Raw genomic sequence first — 19,011 nt, 5'->3', positions numbered from 1 at the left:
GCCCGGACGGCTACCGGAGCCGGGCGTCGAGGGGGCCCCGCCCGTCCGCGGGGAAGGCCCGGGCCTGCGGACGAAACCGCAGGTCCGCGATGCGTGTACCGGACTGTCGTACGCCTCCGGCACAGGTGTTCGCCGGACTCCCCCGGCCCCCTCCCCCGGCCCCTCGCACGCCTCTGGCGCGCCGCTCGAACGCCGCGCGCGCCGCCGGAAACGCCGCTCCGCTGCGACCGTGGCCGGACCGGCACCTACCCACAGGTCGAACGACAGCACCCTCATAGGCCAGAATGAGCCCGTGCCTTCCCTGTTGCTGATCGAGGACGACGACGCCATCCGTACGGCCCTGGAGCTCTCACTGACGCGCCAGGGGCACCGTGTGGCGACCGCTGCGAGCGGTGAGGACGGTCTGAAGCTGTTGCGCGAGCAGCGGCCGGATCTGATCGTGCTGGACGTGATGCTGCCCGGAATCGACGGTTTCGAGGTCTGCCGTCGCATCCGGCGCACCGACCAGCTGCCGATCATCCTGCTCACCGCGCGCAGTGACGACATCGACGTGGTGGTCGGGCTGGAGTCCGGCGCCGACGACTACGTCGTCAAACCCGTGCAGGGCCGGGTGCTGGACGCCCGGATCCGGGCCGTGCTGCGGCGCGGGGAGCGCGAGTCGAACGACTCGGCGACCTTCGGCGGTCTCGTCATCGACCGCGCGGCGATGACGGTCACGAAGAACGGCGAGGACCTCCAGCTCACCCCGACCGAGCTGCGGCTGCTGCTCGAACTGAGCCGCCGGCCCGGCCAGGCGCTGTCCCGGCAGCAGTTGCTGCGGCTGGTGTGGGAGCACGACTACCTGGGCGACTCGCGGCTGGTGGACGCCTGCGTCCAGCGGCTGCGGGCCAAGGTGGAGGACGTGCCGTCCTCCCCGGTCCTGATCCGTACCGTGCGTGGTGTCGGCTACCGCCTGGACGCCCCTCAGTGACACAGCCGCAGGGGGGGCTCCGCGGCTGGTCCGCGGCGCGCAAGGGAAAACTGTCACGGCTGCGTCTCACCAGCCTGCGTCTGCGGCTCGTGCTGGTCTTCGGCGCGGTGGCGCTGACGGCCGCCGTGTCCGCGTCCGGCATCGCGTACTGGCTGAACCGCGAGGCCGTGCTGACCCGCACCCAGGGCTCGGTGCTGCGGGACTTCGAGCAGGAGATGCAGAACCGGGCGGGTTCGCTGCCGGAGCATCCCACGCAGGACGAGCTCCAGCACACCGCGGGGCAGATGGCCAACAGCAGCCAGCGGTTCAACGTGCTGCTGGTGGGCGCGGACGACAGCGGCAAGACCGTGTACGGCAACTCCAACGGGCTCAACGGGTTCTCGCTGGAGGACGTCCCCGAGTCGCTGCGCACGGCGGTGAACAAGCAGCAGGACGTGACCGGCGGCAACAAGTCGCCGTACCACCTGTACTGGCAGCGCATCGTGGACCACGGGACGCCGTACCTGGTGGCCGGGACGAGAGTGAACGGGGGCGGGCCGACCGGCTACATGCGCAAGTCGCTGGAGCCGGAGGCCAAGGACCTCAACTCGCTGGCCTGGTCGCTGGGGATCGCCACCGCCCTGGCGCTGGTCGGGGCCGCGCTGCTCGCGCAGGCCGCCGCCACGACCGTCCTGAAGCCCGTGCACCGGCTGGGCGTCGCGGCGCGCCGACTCGGCGAGGGACGGCTCGACACCCGGCTGCGGGTCTCCGGCACGGACGAACTCGCCGATCTGTCACGGACGTTCAACCGGACCGCCGAGGCGCTGGAGAAGCGGGTCGACGACATGGCCGCCCGTGACGAGGCGTCGCGCCGGTTCGTCGCCGACATGTCGCACGAGCTGCGGACGCCGCTGACCGCCATCACCACCGTCGCGGAGGTGCTGGAGGAGGAGCTGGACGCCGAGTCGGGCAGCATCGACCCGATGATCGAGCCCGCGGTGCGGCTGGTGGTCAGCGAGACCCGGCGGCTGAACAACCTGGTGGAGAACCTGATGGAGGTCACCCGCTTCGACGCGGGGACCGCGCGGCTGGTCCTGGACGACGTCGACGTCGCCGACCAGATCACCGCGTGCATCGACGCGCGGGCCTGGCTGGACGCCGTCGACCTGGCCGCCGAGCGCGGCATCCACGCCCGGCTCGACCCGCGGCGGCTGGACGTCATCCTCGCCAACCTCATCGGCAACGCGCTCAAGCACGGCGGTTCGCCGGTGCGCGTGTCGGTGTCGGCGCAGGACGACTCGGTGGTCATCGCCGTGCGCGACCACGGGCCGGGCATCCCGGAGGAGGTGTTGCCGCACGTCTTCGACCGGTTCTACAAGGCGAGCGCCTCGCGGCCGCGTTCCGAGGGCAGCGGACTGGGGCTGTCCATCGCGCTGGAGAACGCCCACATCCACGGCGGTGAGATCACCGCCGCCAACTCCGCGGAGGGCGGCGCGGTGTTCACGCTGCGGCTGCCGCGGGGGGTCTCCGAGCCGGTGGAGCAGGACGGCGCGGAGGGCGGCGAGCAGGGCGTGAAGACCGGGCTGGACGAGGGGGACGCATCGTGACCATGGGCCGTGCGACCGTACGACGGCTGTGCGCCGCCGCGGTGCTGGCCGCCCTGGCCGGTCCGCTCGCGGGCTGCGGCATCCGGGCGACCGAGGTGCCGACCGATTTCGGTCCCGCGCCCTCCCGGGTGCGCTGCTCGCTCACCGACCTCGCCGTGTCGCCGCAGGCCGCGCGCGCGGGGGTGCCGGTGCGGGTGTTCCTGCTGTGCGGTTCGGCGCTGGTGGCCGTGGACCGCAGTGTGCGGGTACCGGACGGCGCGGCCGGCCCCGCGCGGCGCGCGCTGGTCGCTCAGGGCCTGCTCGACCAGCTCGCCGAGTCGCCGTCGGCCGCCGAGAAGGAGGCCGGGTACACGACGGACGTGCGCGGTGCCATGACCGTGAGCGGTCCGGCCGCCAAGGACCCGGACGACGCGCTACGGCTGAGCGTCCCGCCCGGGGACCTCACCTCGTACGCGCTCGCGCAGGTCGTGTGCACCTTCTCCGACTCGGCGGCGGCCGAGGGCGACGGCTCGGTGATCCTGGGCGGTCCCGGCTCCGAGCCCGTGCGCCGCTACAAGTGCACCGACGAGGTCCGCTCGCGGCCCGGCAGCACGGAACCCCCGTCGTCGGCCGTCACGAGCGGCGGCTGAAGGACCGCCGTCGCCGCACGGCCCCCGGGCGGCCCCGGGCCGCGCCGCCACCGGGCTGCCCGGTGTCGACCCGCTGCTGAGACCGGTTACGAGACCGCTGCCGACCCGCGTTGTCCCGTCGTCGGCCGTCACGAGCGGCCGCTGAAAAGCGGCCGTCGCCGGGCGGCCCTCGGGCTGCCGCCGGGCGGCCCCCCGGGCCGCGCCGCCACCTCACTGCCCCGTGCCGACCCGCTGCTGAGACCGCTGCCGACCCCGCGTTGTCCCGTCGTCGGCCTCGTGCCGGCCCGCTCCGGCCGTCCGGCGTGGCGGGTGGGTGTGTCGGACGCCTCACTCGGGGGCCTGGGCTCGACGTCGTCGCAGGTCATCGTCTGTCGTGTCGCGGCGGGACGGGGGGCCGGGCCGGGTGCTGCGCCGGCGGGCCGGAACCGATCGTGCCGGGGGGCGCGTCTTGGGGGGCGTGCAGCGTCAAGGCTCCATCGGCGGCAGCGCCGCGATCCGCATCCGCGCGACCGGGATTCTCCTCCTGGCCGCCCACCTCGTGTTCGTCGCCTGGGTCACGCTGCGCCCGCTGAACGTTCCCTGGGTGATGCCGGCCAACCTGCATCCCTTCGACGGGATCCGCGCCGATCTGCAGCTGGGCTGGCCCGAGGCGGCGGCGCGGATCGGTGCAGGCCTCGGGCTGTTCGCCCCGCTGGGCTTCCTGCTCCCGCTGGTGCACGGCAGGCTCCGTGTCTCGCCGCTCGTCTCCCTGGTCCGTACGGTCACGGCGGGCGCGCTGCTGTCCCTGGCCGTGGAGTTGTTGCAGACGGGCGTGCCGGGGCAGGTCGCGGACGTCGACTCGATGCTGCTGAACACGGCGGGCGTGGCGCTGGCGCACGTCGCGGTGGTGCCGGCGGTGCGCGGGTGGCTGCGCCGCAGGGAGGAGCCCGGGGCGCGTGCCGGGTTCCGGCAGGGGGAGGCGGCTCAGGGTCGCACCCCGAGGATTCCCAGGGTCGGTATCGCCCCGTAGAGCGACGCTTCGTCCCCTTCGTCACCGTAGCGTTGTCGTCAGAGGGAGCAGCCGCAAAGGCCGCCCCGCCGGACGCTCACGAAGGAGCCGCAGATGTCCAGCCTCGCCCGCCCCACCCACGGCCGCATGATCGGCGGAGTGTGCGCCGCGCTGGCCCGCCGCTTCGGCACCTCCGCGACCACGATGCGTGTGATCTTCGTGATCTCCTGCCTGCTGCCCGGGCCGCAGTTCCTGCTCTACATAGCCCTCTGGATCCTCCTGCCGTCGGAGGACAAGGCGGCGCGCACCGCCTGGTGACCCGCCGTCGCACAGAACGCCGTCGGGGTGTGCCCGGTGCGTACCGGGCACACCCCGACGGCGTGGTGGTGTGCGGTGGGTGCGGCGGGCGGCGCCGCTCAGCCCAGCGGGATTCCGTTGACCGGCAGGCCGTGGGTGGGCAGGCCCTGCAGCGGGAGACCGCCGAGCAGTCCGGAGACGGGCGCGGTGGGGCCTTCGGCGAGCAGCTTCCCGGCGACCGGCTGGGCGGCGCTCAGGCCCGCGCCGACCGTCGGCTGGGCGTGCGTCAGCGCCTCACCGGCGGCGGGCAGCGCCTGGGTCGCGCTTTCCGCCGGCAGCGTGCGGGTGACGCCGTCCAGGGCCTGCGTGGCGTCCGGTACGGCAGGGGCGGCGTTCGCGGCGCCCGCACCGACGGCGGCGAAGGCGGCGCCGAGGGCGGCGACGCCGAGGGTCTTGGCAGCAGACTGCTTCATGATGAATGCGTCCTCGAATGGGATACGGGGAACTGAGCGGTTCCCGACCGTAAACACGGGACGGGGTCAGCGGCAAACATCGAAATGCGGACGGTTGGTGAACACCCGCCCGTATTTCGTACGCCAAAGGTTTCGCATTCAGCTTTCTTCTGTCACAGAACCGCTGGTGGAGACGGTTTACTGGAACAGCCATTCGGATTTCAGCTCGGCATATCCGGGCTTGATCACGTCACTGATCATTGCGAGTCGTTCATCGAAAGGAATGAATGCTGACTTCATAGCATTGACCGAGAACCATGCGAGATCGTCGAGCGTGTAACCGAACGCGTCGACCAGGTGCTCGAATTCCCGGCTCATGCTGGTGCCGGACATGAGACGGTTGTCCGTGTTGACGGTGGTCCGGAAGTGGAGCCGGCGCAGCAGCCCGATGGGGTGCTCGGCGTAGGAGGCGGCCGCTCCGGTCTGCAGGTTGGAGCTGGGGCACATCTCCAGCGGGACGCGCTTGTCGCGGACGTAGGAGGCGAGCCGCCCGAGCTTCACCGAGCCGTCGTCGGCGACCTCGATGTCGTCGATGATCCGCACGCCGTGCCCGAGCCGGTCGGCGCCGCACCACTGCAGCGCCTGCCAGATGGACGGCAGCCCGAAGGCCTCGCCGGCGTGGATGGTGAAGTGGTTGTTCTCGCGCTTGAGGTACTCGAAGGCGTCGAGGTGCCGGGTGGGCGGGTAGCCGGCCTCGGCGCCCGCGATGTCGAAGCCGACGACGCCCAGGTCCCGGTAGCGGTTGGCGATTTCGGCGATCTCCAGGGCGCGGGCGGCGTGCCGCATGGCGGTCAGCAGGGCGCCGACGCGGATGCGGTGGCCGTTGCCGCGGGCGGCCCGCTCTCCTTCCCGGAAGCCCTCGTTGACGGCCTCGACGACCTGCTCGAGGGTCAGTCCGCCGTCGAGGTGCTGCTCGGGCGCGTACCGCACCTCGGCGTAGACGACGCCGTCCTCGGCGAGGTCCTCGGCGCACTCGCGGGCGACCCGCACCAGGGCCTCCCGGGTCTGCATCACGCCGACGGTGTGCGAGAAGGTCTCCAGGTACCGCTCCAGGGAACCGGAGTCGGCGGCCTCCCGGAACCAGAGGCCGAGCTTGTCGGGGTCCGTCTCGGGGAGGCGTGAGTACCCGGCGTTCCGGGCGAGGTCGACGACGGTGCCGGGGCGCAACCCGCCGTCGAGGTGGTCGTGCAGCAGAACCTTGGGCGCCCGCCGGATCTGGTCCGGGCTCGGGGTGATGCCCGTCTGGATGCTCTGGCTCGTCATTTCCGCACTCTAACTCCTACGCGCGTAGATCGCGCGTTGTACAACTCCGCCGATATGTAACGGTGACCGCACGGACAGGTGGAGTACACCACTGCTTCTGACACTGTTGCGCCATGGCACAGGAACTGACGCCGGTTCGGACGGCCCGGCTGGGAAGGGCGCTCGGCCCGGAGCCGACGGCGGTGAGCGGAGCGGTGCTGCTGCTCCCGGGCGGCGAGGAGGTCTCCGACCGCCGACCGTCCGCCCTGTGGGCGGCGGCCTCCGTCCGGGGTCTCGGGCGCCGACTGGCCCGTGCGGGAGCCGCGGAGGGGCTGGCCGTGCACGCCGTGCACTACCGCTACCGCGGCTGGAACGGCGGCGAGGCGCATCTCGCGGCCGACGCCGCCTGGGCCGCCGACGAGATCGTGCGGCGGTACGGGGACGTCCCGGTGTGTCTGGCCGGCGTCGACATGGGCGCGCGGGCGGCTCTGCACGCGGCCGGCCACGACGCCGTCAACTCCGTTCTGGCGATGGCTCCGTGGCTGCCGGAGGAGGACCTGGCGGCTCCGCCCGAGCCGGTCAGACAGCTCGTGGGCCGGCGGGTGCTCCTCGTGCACGGCACCAAGGACGGACGCTGCGACCCCGAGCTGTCGTTCCGGCTCGCCGCGCGCGCCAAGAAGACGAACCGGGACGTGTGCCGGTTCGAAGTGCACTCCGACGGCCACGGGTTGCACCAGTACCGCGCCGAAGTCCTCGCCCTCGCCGAGGACTTCGTCATGGGCGCGCTGTTCGGCAGGGTCCTCTCCCGCCCCGTCGAGGACGCGCTCGCGGCCCCGCCCCCGCTGGGGTTGCGCATGCCGCTGGCAGCCGGTTTCGGAAAGTCGTTACGGCGACGGTAGGAACGGCTGGGAAACGGTAGTAACGGCGAGAAACCGTAGAAACGGCGAGGAAACGTAGAAACGGGATGCCGGTGGTGGCACGGCCGGGCGTCCCGTCACGGGCACCGCGCTCGGGAAGGCGTGTCTAGTGCCGTGACCGGAAGGGTTTGCCGAGAAGCTCGCGGCGTCCGGTGGTGGGGGCGCCTCCCACGCCGTTCAGGCAGTGGGTGAGCATCGCAAGGCGCGAGCATCGCCCGTGTACTGGATGTACTCGGGTGATGCGACAACGCGGCGTGGGGGCAGCCCCGGCCGAAGGCTGGGGGAGTGCCGTGCCGGGCGTCGCGAGCCGGTGAACCTCTCCGGTCACGTCACTAGGACGGAAGCAGGTTGCCGCGTCTCGACAGCAGGAACTTCTTGAAGGCGGCCACCGGCGGGGTGTCCGGATGGCCGTCGAGCCAGGCCACGCCGATCTCGCGGGCGGCCCGGGGGGCCGTGACCGTCAGTTCCACCACGCCGGGGCGGGCCACGGCCGGCGGTGGCAGCAGGGCGACCCCCAGGCCCGCCGCCACCAGCCCGCGCAGGGTCTCCGCCTCCTCCCCCTCGAAGGCGACCCGGGGCCTGAAGCCCGCCTCCTTGCACAGGTCGTCGGTGATGCGGCGCAGGCCGTAGCCGGGTTCCAGGGTCACGAAGGTGTCGTCGGCGGCCTCGGCGAGGCGAACCCTCCTGCGGGCGGCGAGACGGTGGTCGGCCGGGACGACCAGACGCAGTTTCTGCTCGTCGAGCCTGCGCGCGACCAGGTCCGGGGCGTCGGGCACCGGGGAGGTCAGACAGAGGTCCAGCTCGCCCGCCCGCAGGCGCTCCAGCATCGCCTCGCCGTAGTTCTGCACGAGGCTGAAGCGCACCCGCGGGTGGTCGGCGCGGAAGGCGTGGAGGAGGCCCGGCACGGTCTCCGCGCCCATGGTGTGCAGGAAGCCGAACGCGACCTTGCCGGCCGTCGGGTCGGCGTCGGCCCGGACCTCGTCGGCGGCCCGTTCGATCTCCGCGAGGGCGCGCTCCACCGAGGCGAGGAAGGTGCGGCCGGCCGGGGTGAGGGAGACCGTCCGGCCGCGGCGGGCGAACAGATCGACGCCGAGGTCCTGCTCCAGCCGGACCATCGCCCGGGACAGCGTCGACTGCGGGACGTCCATCTCCCGGGCGGCGCGTGTGACGTGCTCGGTGCGGGCGACGCCGGCGAAGTAGGCGAGCCGCGGGGCGAGCAGCCTCGCCATGTCGGCGATGGCTTCTGTGTCACCGGACCGTGACAGGCGAGCCTGCGACCTCTGCTGATGCACCATGGGAACGATTATGACGAGTCCATGCATTGGACGGATCAGCGGGACCGTCCGTAGGTTCGAGGCATGTCTCCCGCCAGTACCGGGGCGTCCACGATCGTGGTCGCCGCCTCCCCCGCCCGCTCGGCCGCCACCGCCACCGTCTCCGACGTCTCCCGCGACTCCCGGCTGGCGCCCGGCGGCCCCGGCTACCGCCGGATGAGCTTCGCGCTCTTCCTCGCCGGTGTGGCGACCTTCGCCCTGCTGTACTCCACGCAGGCGCTCCTGCCGCTGATCTCCGGCGACTTCGGGGTGGCGGCGAGCCAGGCGAGCTGGACGGTGGCGGCGGCGACCGGCGGACTGGCACTGTTCGTCCTGCCGATGAGCGCCCTGTCGGAGCGCTACGGCCGCCGTACGGTGATGACGGCCTCGCTGGGGGTCGCGGTCGGCGTGGGCCTGCTGGTCCCGTTCGCCCCCTCCCTGGGCTGGCTGGTCGTGCTGCGGGCGGTGCAGGGCGCGGCGCTGGCCGGGCTCCCCGCCTCGGCCACGGCCTACCTCGCGGAGGAGGTCCGGCCGAAGGCGCTGGTCACGGCGATCGGCCTGTTCGTGGCCGGCAACAGCGTCGGCGGGATGAGCGGCCGGGTCATCACCGGCTGGGTCGCACAGGAGTGGGGCTGGCGGATCGCCGTCGGCGTGATCGGCGCGCTGGCGGTGGCCTGCGCGGTCGCCTTCCGGCTGCTGCTGCCGGCGCCGCGCCACTTCACGCCGGGCTCCCTGCCGCCGCGCGTCCTGGCCCGGACCGTCCGCAGCCACCTCGCGAACCCGCTGCTGCGCCGGCTGTACGCGATCGGCGCGCTGTTCATGACCGTCTTCGGCGGCGTGTACACGGTGATCGGCTACCGGCTGACGGAAGAGCCGTTCTCCCTTCCCCAGGGCATCGTCGGCTCGATCTTCCTGGTGTACCTGGTGGGCACGGTGTCGGCGTCGACGGCGGGCCGGCTGGTCGGCCGGCTGGGACGGCGCGGCACGCTGTACCTGGCGGGCGGCACGACCACGGCGGGCCTGCTGCTGTCCCTGGCGGACTCGCTGGCGTCGGTGCTGCTGGGCCTGGTCCTGATCACGGCGGGCTTCTTCGCGGGGCACGCGGTGGCGTCGTCGGCGGTCAGCAGGACGGCGACCACCGGCCGCGCCCAGGCCTCGGCGCTCTACCAGTCCGCGTACTACGTCGGCTCCAGCGCCGGTTCCACGGTCGGGGCGATCGCCTTCCACTCGGGCGGCTGGGCCGGCACGGTCGGCGTGGGCCTCGTCGCGGTGCTCGGCGTCGTCGCGATCACGGTGGCCGGCACGCGCGCGGCGCGCCGGGAGGCGCCGGCCGTCGCCTGACGGCTCCCTTCCCGGTCCCGGTCCCCGTCCGTCCTGCTCAGAGTCGTTTGTCAGTGGTCGCGGATAGCCTCCGCGACCACTGACCGGTTTCTGTCGCAGGGGGTTCGTCCATGGAGTTCCGCATCGACCGCGGTGATCTCGTCGAGGCCGTGGGATGGGCGGCCCGCGCGCTGCCCGCACGCACGCCGGTGCCGGTGCTCGGCGGTCTGGTGCTGGAGGCGTCGGCGGGAGTGCTGAGCGTGTCGGGGTTCGACTTCGAGACCGCCGCGCGGATCGAGGCGGACGCCGAGGTCGGGGCCGGCGGCCGGGTGCTCGTCCTCGGGCGGCGGCTGCTGGACATCTGCAAGGTGCTGCCAAACGGGCCGGTGAGCTGTGCGCTGGAGGGGACGCGGTTCACGGTCGAGGCGGGCGGCACCGGCTTCGGCCTGTCGACCCTCCCGCACGAGGAGTACCCCGTCCCGCCCGCGCCGCCGCAGGCGTACGGCGCCGTCGACGCGGCCGCGTTCGCGACCGCCGTCGCGCAGGTCGCGGTGGCCGCGGGCCGCGACGACACCCTCCCGGTTCTGACCGGCGTCCAGCTGCGCCTGGAGGGCGAGGAGATGACGCTGTCGGCGTCGGACCGCTACCGGTACGCGGTGCGGCGGCTGGAGTGGAGGGCGGAGCCGGACGCGGCGGACGGGGGCGTGGTGGAGGCGCTGCTGCCGGCGCGGCGGCTGCTGGACACGGCCCGGTCGCTCGCCCGGTGCGGGACCGTGCGGATCGGCCTCGACGGGGCCGCCGGGAGCGGGCCAGGAGGGAGCAGGCCGGTCGGGAGCGGGCCGGTCGGGTTCGAGGGCGGGCGGATGCGGACGGTCCTGCGGCCGCTGGACGGGCGGCTGCCGTCGTACGGGAAGCTGTTCGACATGGCGGAGGCCACGGTCGCCGAGGTGGAGTGCGAGGCGCTCACGGAGGCCGTGCGCCGGGTCGCGGTGGTGGCGGAGGCGAACAGTCCGGTGCGGCTGGACTTCTCGGCGGAGTCGGTGCTGCTGCGCGCCGGGTACGGCGACGACGTGGCGGCGCAGCGGCTGCCGGCCGCGCTGACCGGCGCCGAGGACGTCACGGTGGCCTTCAACCCGGCGTATCTGCTGGACGCGCTGTCGTCGTTCGGGGCGGCACGGCTGCGGGTGGAGCTGCTGGGGACCGGCCAGCGGGCGCTGCTGAGCCCGGCGGACGCGCCGGAGAGCCACCGGCACCTGCTGATGTCCGTCAAGCAGTTGGTCTGATGGGCGGCCGCAAGGGCTCGGGCAGGGCGTCCACCTGCGCTTTCGCCGACTCGGCAGGCCGTTGTCAGTGGGCTGCGGTAGCTTCCGAAGTGCTGGGCGCGAAGACGCGTGACAGGACGGCCACAGGGGTGGGTTGGCGATGGGCGACAGCACGGCGACGACGACGGAGCTCGACGTCGCACTGGAGAAGCACCGGACGGAACTGACCGGTTACTGCTACCGCATGCTCGGCTCGTCCTTCGAGGCGGAGGACGCGGTGCAGGACACTCTGGTGCGCGCCTGGCGGAGCTACGACCGGTTCGAGGGCCGCTCGAGTCTGCGTTCCTGGCTGTACCGGATCGCCACCAACGTCTGTCTGGACATGCTGACGGCGGGCAACAAGCGGGCCCGGCCGATGGACCTCTCCGGGCCCACCCCCCTCGCCCGGGCCGCGCTCTCACCCCGTCCCGACAACACCTGGCTGGAGCCGATGCCCGACGCCCGTGTGCTGCCGACGGTGGAGGACCCGGCCGAGGCGGCGGTCGCGAAGGAGTCGGTACGCCTGGCGTTCATGGCCGCGCTGCAGCAGCTGCCGCCGAAGCAGCGGGCGGTGCTGATCCTGCGGGAGGTGCTGGCGTGGCGGGCGAGCGAGGTCGCCGAACTGCTGGACACCTCGGTCGCCTCGGTCAACAGCGCGCTGCAGCGGGCGCGGGCCACCCTGTCCGAGCGCAAGGAGTCCGGCGCGGACGCGGCGGTGTCGGACCCGCTCGACGAGGAGCAGCAAAAGCTCCTCGACCGCTATGTGGCGGCCTTCGAGGGCTATGACATGACGGCGCTGACGGCCCTGCTCCACGAGGACGCCGTCATGACGATGCCGCCGTTCGACCTGTGGCTGACCGGGCACGACGACATCACCGGCTTCATGACCACGTTCGGCTCCGCCTGCGAGGGCTCGCGCCTGCTGCCGGTCGAGGTCAACGGTCTGCCGGGGTTCGCCCAGTACAAGCCGGACCCGGAGAAGGGCGGGTTCACCCCGTGGGCCGTGCAGATCCTGGAGATCTCAGAGGGCCGCCTCACCGGGTTCCACTTCTACCTCGACACCCAGCGCTGGTTCCCCCTCTTCGACCTCCCCCTCCACCTCGACGGGGAGTCCGACCAGGTGGAGCAGGGCGCGTAGCGCGGGGTCGGGGCCGCGCAGCCGTATCCGGCCCCCGGCCCGCCGGGCGGCCAGCTGGAGCCGTGCCAGCAGGTCGACGGTGAGCAGCCCGGGCGGCCCGATCCCGGCCACGTCGCAGACGACCACTGCGGTCTCGGTGCCGGCCAGCAGCGTGCGCACGGCGTCGCCCAGCCCTGCCGCCTGCCCGCGGGTGACGGGGCCGGTCAGGGTGAGCACGGGGGGTGTCGTCGCTTCCACGATCGGTAGACCGTGCGCAACACCCCGACTCATCGCCAGGCGGCGGCAGGACCTACTCAGCGGGGAACTCGCTCGTGTCGATGACGAGGTCGAAGGGTGCGGGAAGCTTGAGCGGCTCGCCGAACTTCGCCGTGCTCAGCAGGCGGTAGACGTCGCCGCGCGGTTCTCCGTAGAGGGTCGCACTGGGGCCTTCGGGAGCCCAGCGGTCGACGAGGAGGTAGAAGGGGATGCCCGCGGTGGCATAGGCGGCGGGTTTGCTGATGCGGTCGTGCCGCGCGTTGGACTTCGAGGTGACCTCGACGACGAGTTCGGCCAGTCCGGCCGGGATGTGGCTGTCCGCCTCCGTGTGCTCCCGCACGGGGGCCACCACGAGGTCCGGAATGAGCATGCCCAGCCGCGACGGCACGGCGATGGCCAGCGTCTGGAAGATTTCCCAGTCCTCGGGGATGACTGAGTAGAGGCGGCGCTGAATGCGTGCCGCGATGACGTTGTGGCGGTAAGCGGGAGCAGGTGACACGGTGACGATCCCCTCGATGATCTCCACCTTGCTGCCCTCGGGCCATTCCATCTCCTCCCAGAACCGGACGAGGTCGTCCCAGCTCTGCTCGGGGTCGTGGCCCACGGTGAGTGCGCTCATGGCGGTCTCCTTGATCGGTGCGTCACCGAGTCCAGCATGCCGAACGGGACCGGCGGAGGTCCACCGATCCCGTTCACCCGAAAGGGGGCTGTGACACCGGCGACCTCCGGCCGCAGGTCAGGTAAGGCCAGGTCAGGCGATGCGTTCCAGCACGACCGGGGAGGCCGTGAACGGGGTGCCCGGGGCGGCGACATCGTAGGAGCCGTCCACCGCGTCGAGCGCGTACGCGAAGCGCTCCGGGGTGTCGGTGTGCAGGGTGAGCAGCGGCTGGCCGGCCGTGACCGTGTCGCCGGGCTTGGCGTGCAGTTCGACGCCGGCGCCCGCCTGCACCGGGTCCTCCTTGCGGGCGCGGCCCGCGCCGAGGCGCCAGGCGGCGATGCCGATGTCGTAGGCGTCGAGGCGGGTCAGGACGCCCGAGGCGCCCGCCTTCACCACGTGCTGTTCCTTCGCGGTGGGCAGCGCGGCGTCCGGGTCGCCGCCCTGGGCCGCGATCATGCGCCGCCAGACGTCCATCGCCGAGCCGTCGGCGAGCGCCTTCGCCGGGTCGGCGTCCTTGATCCCGGCCGCGTCGAGCATCTCGCGGGCCAGGGCGATCGTCAGCTCCACGACGTCCGCCGGGCCGCCGCCGGCCAGCACCTCGACCGACTCGCGGACCTCGAGGGCGTTGCCCGCGGTGAGGCCGAGGGGGGTGGACATGTCGGTCAGCAGGGCGACCGTCCTCACACCGTGGTCGGTGCCGAGGCCCACCATCGTCGAGGCGAGCTCACGGGCGTCCTCGATGGTCTTCATGAAGGCGCCGGTGCCGACCTTCACGTCCAGGACCAGCGAGCCGGTGCCCTCGGCGATCTTCTTGGACATGATGGACGAGGCGATCAGCGGGATGGCCTCGACGGTGCCGGTCACGTCCCGCAGCGCGTAGAGCTTCTTGTCGGCCGGGGCGAGACCGTCGCCCGCGGCGCAGATCACCGCGCCGGTGCCGTCCAGCACGGACAGCATCTCCTCGTTGGAGAGCAGCGCGCGCCAGCCCGGGATCGACTCCAGCTTGTCCAGCGTGCCGCCGGTGTGGCCGAGGCCGCGTCCGGAGAGCTGCGGGACCGCCGCGCCGCAGGCCGCCACGAGGGGGGCCAGGGGCAGCGTGATCTTGTCGCCGACGCCGCCCGTGGAGTGCTTGTCGGCGGTCGGGCGGGACAGGGCGGAGAAGTCCATGCGCTCGCCGGAGGCGATCATCGCGGCCGTCCAGCGGGCGATCTCGCGGCGGTTCATGCCGTTGAGCAGGATGGCCATGTTGAGGGCGGCCATCTGGTAGTCGGCGACCTCACCGCCGGTGTACGCGTCGATGACCCAGTCGATCTGCTCGTCGCTGAGCTCACCGCGGTCCCGCTTGGTGCGGATGACGGAGACGGCGTCCATGGCCATGGCTTTCCTTCCGGTGATGCAACGGTGGTGCGCGGTGATGCACGGTGGTGCGCGGTGGTGCGACGGTGGTGCGACAAGACAGGGGGAGAAACGGGTGGAGACGGGGGGGAGAAAGTGCGCGGCCCCTCTGCGCCAGTCAGAGGGGCCGCGCGGGAACTACTTGGTGAGGTGGTCCGGGCCGAATGCCTGCGGGAGCATCTCCGCGAGCGGCAGGATCCCCGCCGGCGTCTCCAGCAGGAGGCCTGGGCCGCCGAACTCGTACAGCAGCTGGCGGCAGCGGCCGCACGGGACGAGGATCTCGCCGCGGCCGTCCACGCAGGTGAAGTGCGTGAGCCGGCCGCCGCCGGTGTTCTGCAACTGCGAGACCAGCCCGCACTCGGCGCACAGGCCGAGCCCGTAGGAGGCGTTCTCGACGTTGCAGCCGGACACGGTCCGGCCGTCGTCGACGAGCGCCGCCACACCGACCGGGTAGCCGGAGTAGGGGGCGTACGCGCGGGACATGGCCTCCCGGGCCACCTCGCGCAGCGCCTCCCAGTCGACGTCGGCGGCCGGGGTCACTTGCCCTGGCCCTTCCGGTAGCGCATGCCGTCAGCCCTGGGCATGCGCAGCCGCTGCGCGGACAGCGACAGCACCAGCAGGGTGACGACGTACGGGGTGGCGCCCACGAAGTCGCTCGGGACCTCGTCGGTGAACAGGTACCAGACCAGGACGAGCGCGGCCACGATGAGGCTGATCCCGGCCTGCCAGTGCGCCTTGCGGTACAGCTTCCAGCCGGCCAGGCCCGCGAGGAGCACGACCAGCAGGAGCAGCAGCGCGTGGACGGTCTCGCCGCCGTTGCGCAGCTGCAGCGCGTCGGAGTAGCCGAACAGGCCCGCGCCCATGGCCAGACCGCCGGGACGCCAGTTGCCGAAGATCATCGCCGCGAGGCCGATGTAGCCGCGGCCGCCGGTCTGGCCCTCGAGGTAGGTGTGCGAGGTGACCAGGGCGAGGAAGGCGCCGCCGAGGCCGGCGAGGCCGCCGGAGACGGCGACGGCCGCGTACTTGTACTTGTAGACGTTGACGCCGAGGGACTCCGCGGCGATCGGGTTCTCACCGCAGGAGCGCAGTCGCAGGCCGAACGGGGTGCGCCACAGCAGCCACCAGCTGCCGACGAACAGCAGGAAGGCGAGGAGCGTCACCACGGACAGGTCGGTGACCAGGCCGCCGAGGATGCCCGCGATGTCGGAGAGCAGGAACCAGTGGTGCTTCTCGACGGACTGCAGGGCGTCCGAGAGTCCGGGCACGTCGATGTGGGGCAGCGACTCGACGGGCGGGGACTGCTTGGGGTTGCCGCCCGCTTCGGCCGGCTCGCCCTCGGAGAAGAACAGCTTGGCGAGGTACTGGGTGGTGCCGAGCGCCAGCAGGTTGACCGCGACGCCGGAGACGATGTGGTCGACGCCGAAGGTGACGGTCGCGACGGCGTGCACCAGGCCGCCGAGGACGCCGAAGCCGACGCCGCACAGCAGACCGAGCCAGGGGTTGGACTGCCAGCCGATCCAGCCTGCGCCGAAGGTGCCGAGGATCATCATGCCCTCGAGGCCGATGTTGACCACGCCGGCCCGCTCGGACCACAGGCCGGCCAGACCGGCGAGGCCGATGGGCACGGCGAGGCCGAGCGCGGCCGAGACCTGGCCCTCGGAGGTGAGCTGGTTGGAGCCGGTGATGACGCGGACCGCGGCGACGAGCAGCAGCGCGCCGGCGACGATCATCAGGATCCGGCCGAGTGAGCGGCCCGACCGGCCGCCGGTGTCCGCCTTGGGCGCCGCGGGGGGCGGCGTGTCGGTCATCGTGGCAGTCATCACGCCACCTCCTGCTTCTGGGTCGGGGCGGCGGCCTGGGCGGCGAGCTCGGCGCCGACCCGCTGCTGCTGACGCTTGAGGCCGTAGCGCCGGACGAGCTCGTAGGCGATGACGACACACAGCACGATGACGCCCTGGATGACGCCGAGGATTTCCTTGTCGTACCCCTCGAACTCGAGGTGGTTGGTGGTGCGCTCCAGGAAGCCCCAGAGCAGCGCGCCGAGCGCGATCCCGACCGGGTTGTTGCGGCCGAGCAGGGCGATGGCGATGCCGGTGAAGCCGATGCCCGACGGGAAGTCGTTGCTGAACTGGTGGCTGTCGTTGAGCAGGGTCGGCATGCCGATCAGACCGGCCACGGCGCCCGAGATGATCATGCTGGTCGCGACCATCTTCTTGACGGAGACACCGCTCGCGGTGGCCGCGCTCTCGGACTGGCCGACGGTGCGCAGGTCGAAGCCGAACCGGGTGCGGCCGAGCACGAACCAGTAGGCGACGCCGACGAGGACGGCGACGACGATGAAGCCCCACAGCACACCGGCCGCGCCGGTGTCGATGGTGAAGAAGTACGAGGACTTCGGCAGCGGGTCGGTCGAGACGACCGTGCCGCCGCTCTGCAGTTCGGCGAGCTTCCCCGGCTGCAGCAGGTAGGCGATGATCGCGGTGGCGATCGAGTTCAGCATGATCGTGGAGATGACCTCGCTGACGCCGCGGGTCACCTTGAGGATGCCCGCGATGGCCGCCCACAGGGCGCCGGTCGCCATGGCGCACAGGATGATCAGCGGGATCGCGATCCAGCCGGGCACGGTCAGCGCGCCGCCGAGGACGGCGGCGACGAACGCGGCGAGCCGGTACTGGCCGTCGACGCCGATGTTGAACAGGTTCATGCGGAAGCCGATGGCCACCGCGACACCCGCCAGGTAGTACGTCGTCGCCTTGTTCAGGATGTAGACCTGGCTGTCGCTCGCGGAGCCGTAGGTCAGCATGTCGCTGAAGGCCGCGCCCGGGTTCTTGCCGGTGGCGAGGATGACCAGGGCGGTGACGACGAGCGCGGTGACGATCGCCAGCAGCGGGGCCGCGATGCCGAGGAGCAGCCGCTCCTTGTCGATCCTTGAGGTCAGCTTCTTCATCGGGCGTCGTCCTCTGCGTGCTCCAGGTGGCCGGTGGCCGCACCCGTCATGGCGGAGCCCAGCTCCTCGGGGGTGATCGTGGCGGGATCGGCGTCGGCGACCAGCCGGCCGCGGTACATCACCCGCAGGGTGTCGGAGAGCCCGATGAGCTCGTCCAGGTCGGCGGAGATCAGCAGCACGGCCAGGCCCTCGCGGCGCGCCTCGCGGATGTGGTCCCAGATCGCGGCCTGCGCGCCGACGTCCACACCGCGGGTGGGGTGGGCGGCGATGAGGAGCTTGGGCGCGTGGCTCATCTCGCGGCCGACGATCAGCTTCTGCTGGTTGCCGCCGGACAGCGAGGCGGCGGTCACGTCGATGCCGGGCGTGCGGACGTCGTACGCCTTGACGATGCGGTCGGTGTCGGTGCGGGCGGCCTTGATGTCGAGCAGCCGGCCGCGCGAGTTGGGTCGCTCGGTGACATGGCCGAGGATGCGGTTCTCCCACAGCGGCGCCTCGAGGAGCAGGCCGTGGCGGTGGCGGTCCTCGGGGATGTAGCCGACGCCGGCCTCGCGGCGGTTGCGGGTGGGGACGTGGGAGATGTCGGCGCCGTCGAGCGTGATGGCGCCGGCGTCCGGGGCGCGGATGCCCATGATCGCCTCGACCAGTTCGGACTGGCCGTTGCCCTCCACGCCGGCGATGCCGAGGACCTCGCCCTTGTGGATGGTGAAGGAGATGTCGTCGAGGATGATCCGCTCGACGCCGTCGAGGTCCGTCTGCGTGAGGTGCAGCCCCGCCAGCGTCAGCAGCGGGACGTCCGTGACCGTGGACTCCTCGGTCTCCGGCGTGGGCAGTTCGCTGCCGACCATCAGCTCGGCGAGCTGCTTGGTGGTGGTGTTCTCCGGCTCGACCGTGCCGACCGTGGTGCCGCGCCGGATGACGGTGATCTCGTCGGCGACGGACAGGACCTCTCCCAGCTTGTGGGAGATGAAGATGACGGTGAGGCCCTCGGCCTTCAGCTCGCGCAGGTTGTCGAAGAGGGCGTCGACCTCCTGCGGCACCAGGACGGCCGTGGGCTCGTCGAGGATGAGGGTCTTGGCGCCGCGGTAGAGGACCTTGAGGATCTCCACGCGCTGGCGGTCGGCGACGCCGAGCTCCTCCAGGAGGACGTCGGGCCGCACGTTCAGGCCGTACGCGTCGGAGATCTCCCTGATCTTCGTCCGGGCCTTGGCGCCGATGCCGTGGAGCTTCTCCGCTCCGAGGACGACGTTCTCCAGGACGGTGAGGTTGTCGGCGAGCATGAAGTGCTGGTGCACCATGCCGATGCCGCGTGCGATGGCGTCGGCGGGGTTGCTGAAGGTGACCTGGTCGCCGTTCACGGTGATGGTGCCCTCGTCCGGCTGCTGCATGCCGTAGAGGATCTTCATCAGGGTGGATTTGCCGGCGCCGTTCTCACCGCACAGGGCGTGGACGGTGCCGGTGCGAACCGTGATGTCGATGTCGCGGTTGGCGACGACGCCGGGGAATCGCTTGGTGATGCCGCGCAGTTCGACGGCAGCGGGAGGGC

19 protein-coding genes are annotated in these 19,011 nt (G+C 72.2%); 9 read left to right on the top strand and 10 right to left on the bottom strand.

All coding sequences use genetic code 11. The features are described 5' to 3' along the window. Positions 1-292: 292 nt before the first annotated feature. The 5 genes from afsQ1 to QA802_RS26350 all read left to right on the top strand — a co-directional run bounded on the left by afsQ1 (position 293) and on the right by QA802_RS26350 (position 4,491). Positions 293-970, top strand: a complete 678-nt coding sequence (afsQ1, locus tag QA802_RS26370; RefSeq protein ID WP_334527395.1) for a two-component system response regulator AfsQ1 — start codon at positions 293-295, stop codon at positions 968-970. After that, positions 967-2,556, top strand: coding sequence for an ATP-binding protein (locus tag QA802_RS26365; RefSeq protein ID WP_334527392.1), 1,590 nt, complete (start codon positions 967-969; stop codon positions 2,554-2,556). The genes afsQ1 and QA802_RS26365 overlap by 4 nt, the downstream gene beginning before the upstream one ends. A 2-nt stretch (positions 2,557-2,558) precedes the next feature. Beyond that, on the top strand, positions 2,559-3,185 hold the full coding sequence (locus QA802_RS26360; RefSeq protein WP_334534899.1) for a hypothetical protein: 627 nt from the start codon (positions 2,559-2,561) through the stop codon (positions 3,183-3,185). Positions 3,186-3,642: 457 nt separating this feature from the next. Next, on the top strand, positions 3,643-4,194 hold the full coding sequence (locus QA802_RS26355; RefSeq protein WP_319164466.1) for a VanZ family protein: 552 nt from the start codon (positions 3,643-3,645) through the stop codon (positions 4,192-4,194). Positions 4,195-4,287: 93 nt separating this feature from the next. Next, entirely contained in the window at positions 4,288-4,491 is a 204-nt protein-coding gene (locus tag QA802_RS26350) for a PspC domain-containing protein (protein WP_334527387.1), read from the top strand. A 98-nt stretch (positions 4,492-4,589) separates the two neighbouring features. Here QA802_RS26350 and QA802_RS26345 read toward each other — a convergent pair whose 3' ends face one another. Together QA802_RS26345 and QA802_RS26340 are read right to left on the bottom strand one after the other, a co-directional pair. Continuing rightward, complete coding sequence (locus QA802_RS26345) at positions 4,590-4,943, bottom strand: ATP-binding protein (RefSeq protein ID WP_334527384.1); 354 nt, start codon at positions 4,941-4,943, stop codon at positions 4,590-4,592. Positions 4,944-5,120: 177 nt separating this feature from the next. After that, positions 5,121-6,245 carry an adenosine deaminase gene (locus QA802_RS26340; protein ID WP_334527381.1) on the bottom strand — a complete coding sequence of 375 codons (1,125 nt, stop codon included), beginning with the start codon at positions 6,243-6,245 and terminating at the stop codon, positions 5,121-5,123. A 113-nt stretch (positions 6,246-6,358) separates the two neighbouring features. On the opposite strand from QA802_RS26340, the gene QA802_RS26335 reads away from it, so the two are divergent. Then, positions 6,359-7,123: a prolyl oligopeptidase family serine peptidase gene (locus QA802_RS26335; RefSeq protein WP_334527378.1), complete on the top strand. Its 765-nt coding sequence runs from the start codon at positions 6,359-6,361 to the stop codon at positions 7,121-7,123. Between the two features lie 350 nt (positions 7,124-7,473). On the opposite strand, the gene QA802_RS26330 is transcribed toward QA802_RS26335, so the two are convergent. Continuing rightward, a complete protein-coding gene (locus tag QA802_RS26330; protein WP_334527375.1) occupies positions 7,474-8,436 on the bottom strand; it encodes a LysR family transcriptional regulator in 963 nt (320 codons plus the stop codon). Positions 8,437-8,499: 63 nt separating this feature from the next. Between QA802_RS26330 and QA802_RS26325 the strand changes: the two genes are divergently transcribed. The 3 genes from QA802_RS26325 to QA802_RS26315 all read left to right on the top strand — a co-directional run bounded on the left by QA802_RS26325 (position 8,500) and on the right by QA802_RS26315 (position 12,213). Next, entirely contained in the window at positions 8,500-9,795 is a 1,296-nt protein-coding gene (locus QA802_RS26325) for an MFS transporter (protein WP_334527372.1), read from the top strand. Between the two features lie 110 nt (positions 9,796-9,905). Further along, entirely contained in the window at positions 9,906-11,057 is a 1,152-nt protein-coding gene (gene dnaN, locus QA802_RS26320) for a DNA polymerase III subunit beta (RefSeq protein ID WP_334527369.1), read from the top strand. Between the two features lie 139 nt (positions 11,058-11,196). Then, positions 11,197-12,213: a sigma-70 family RNA polymerase sigma factor gene (locus tag QA802_RS26315; protein WP_334527366.1), complete on the top strand. Its 1,017-nt coding sequence runs from the start codon at positions 11,197-11,199 to the stop codon at positions 12,211-12,213. Here the strand turns inward: QA802_RS26315 and QA802_RS26310 are convergent. The 7 genes from QA802_RS26310 to QA802_RS26280 form a co-directional block, all read right to left on the bottom strand. Continuing rightward, positions 12,097-12,483: an STAS domain-containing protein gene (locus tag QA802_RS26310; protein WP_334527363.1), complete on the bottom strand. Its 387-nt coding sequence runs from the start codon at positions 12,481-12,483 to the stop codon at positions 12,097-12,099. The two genes, QA802_RS26315 and QA802_RS26310, sit on opposite strands and share 117 nt — an antisense overlap. Positions 12,484-12,502: 19 nt before the next feature. After that, complete coding sequence (locus QA802_RS26305; protein ID WP_334527360.1) at positions 12,503-13,087, bottom strand: Uma2 family endonuclease; 585 nt, start codon at positions 13,085-13,087, stop codon at positions 12,503-12,505. A 132-nt stretch (positions 13,088-13,219) separates the two neighbouring features. Continuing rightward, a complete protein-coding gene (locus QA802_RS26300; protein WP_334527357.1) occupies positions 13,220-14,503 on the bottom strand; it encodes a thymidine phosphorylase in 1,284 nt (427 codons plus the stop codon). A 156-nt stretch (positions 14,504-14,659) separates the two neighbouring features. Next, the gene (locus tag QA802_RS26295; protein ID WP_334527354.1) at positions 14,660-15,061 is read right to left on the bottom strand and encodes a cytidine deaminase; all 402 of its coding nucleotides are present in this window, start codon (positions 15,059-15,061) and stop codon (positions 14,660-14,662) included. After that, entirely contained in the window at positions 15,058-16,341 is a 1,284-nt protein-coding gene (locus QA802_RS26290; RefSeq protein WP_334527351.1) for an ABC transporter permease, read from the bottom strand. The genes QA802_RS26295 and QA802_RS26290 overlap by 4 nt, the downstream gene beginning before the upstream one ends. Further along, positions 16,341-17,468, bottom strand: coding sequence for an ABC transporter permease (locus QA802_RS26285; protein WP_334527348.1), 1,128 nt, complete (start codon positions 17,466-17,468; stop codon positions 16,341-16,343). Before QA802_RS26285 ends, QA802_RS26290 begins: the two co-directional genes overlap by 1 nt. Next, positions 17,465-18,991, bottom strand: coding sequence for an ABC transporter ATP-binding protein (locus QA802_RS26280; RefSeq protein ID WP_334534897.1), 1,527 nt, complete (start codon positions 18,989-18,991; stop codon positions 17,465-17,467). Before QA802_RS26280 ends, QA802_RS26285 begins: the two co-directional genes overlap by 4 nt. Positions 18,992-19,011 lie beyond the last annotated feature (20 nt).

The sequence above is a fragment of the Streptomyces sp. B21-105 genome (genome assembly GCF_036898465.1).
In the GTDB taxonomy this organism is placed as follows: domain Bacteria; phylum Actinomycetota; class Actinomycetes; order Streptomycetales; family Streptomycetaceae; genus Streptomyces.
Note: the sequence above shows the minus strand (reverse complement) of the source record. Positions and strands in the feature narration are given on the sequence as shown.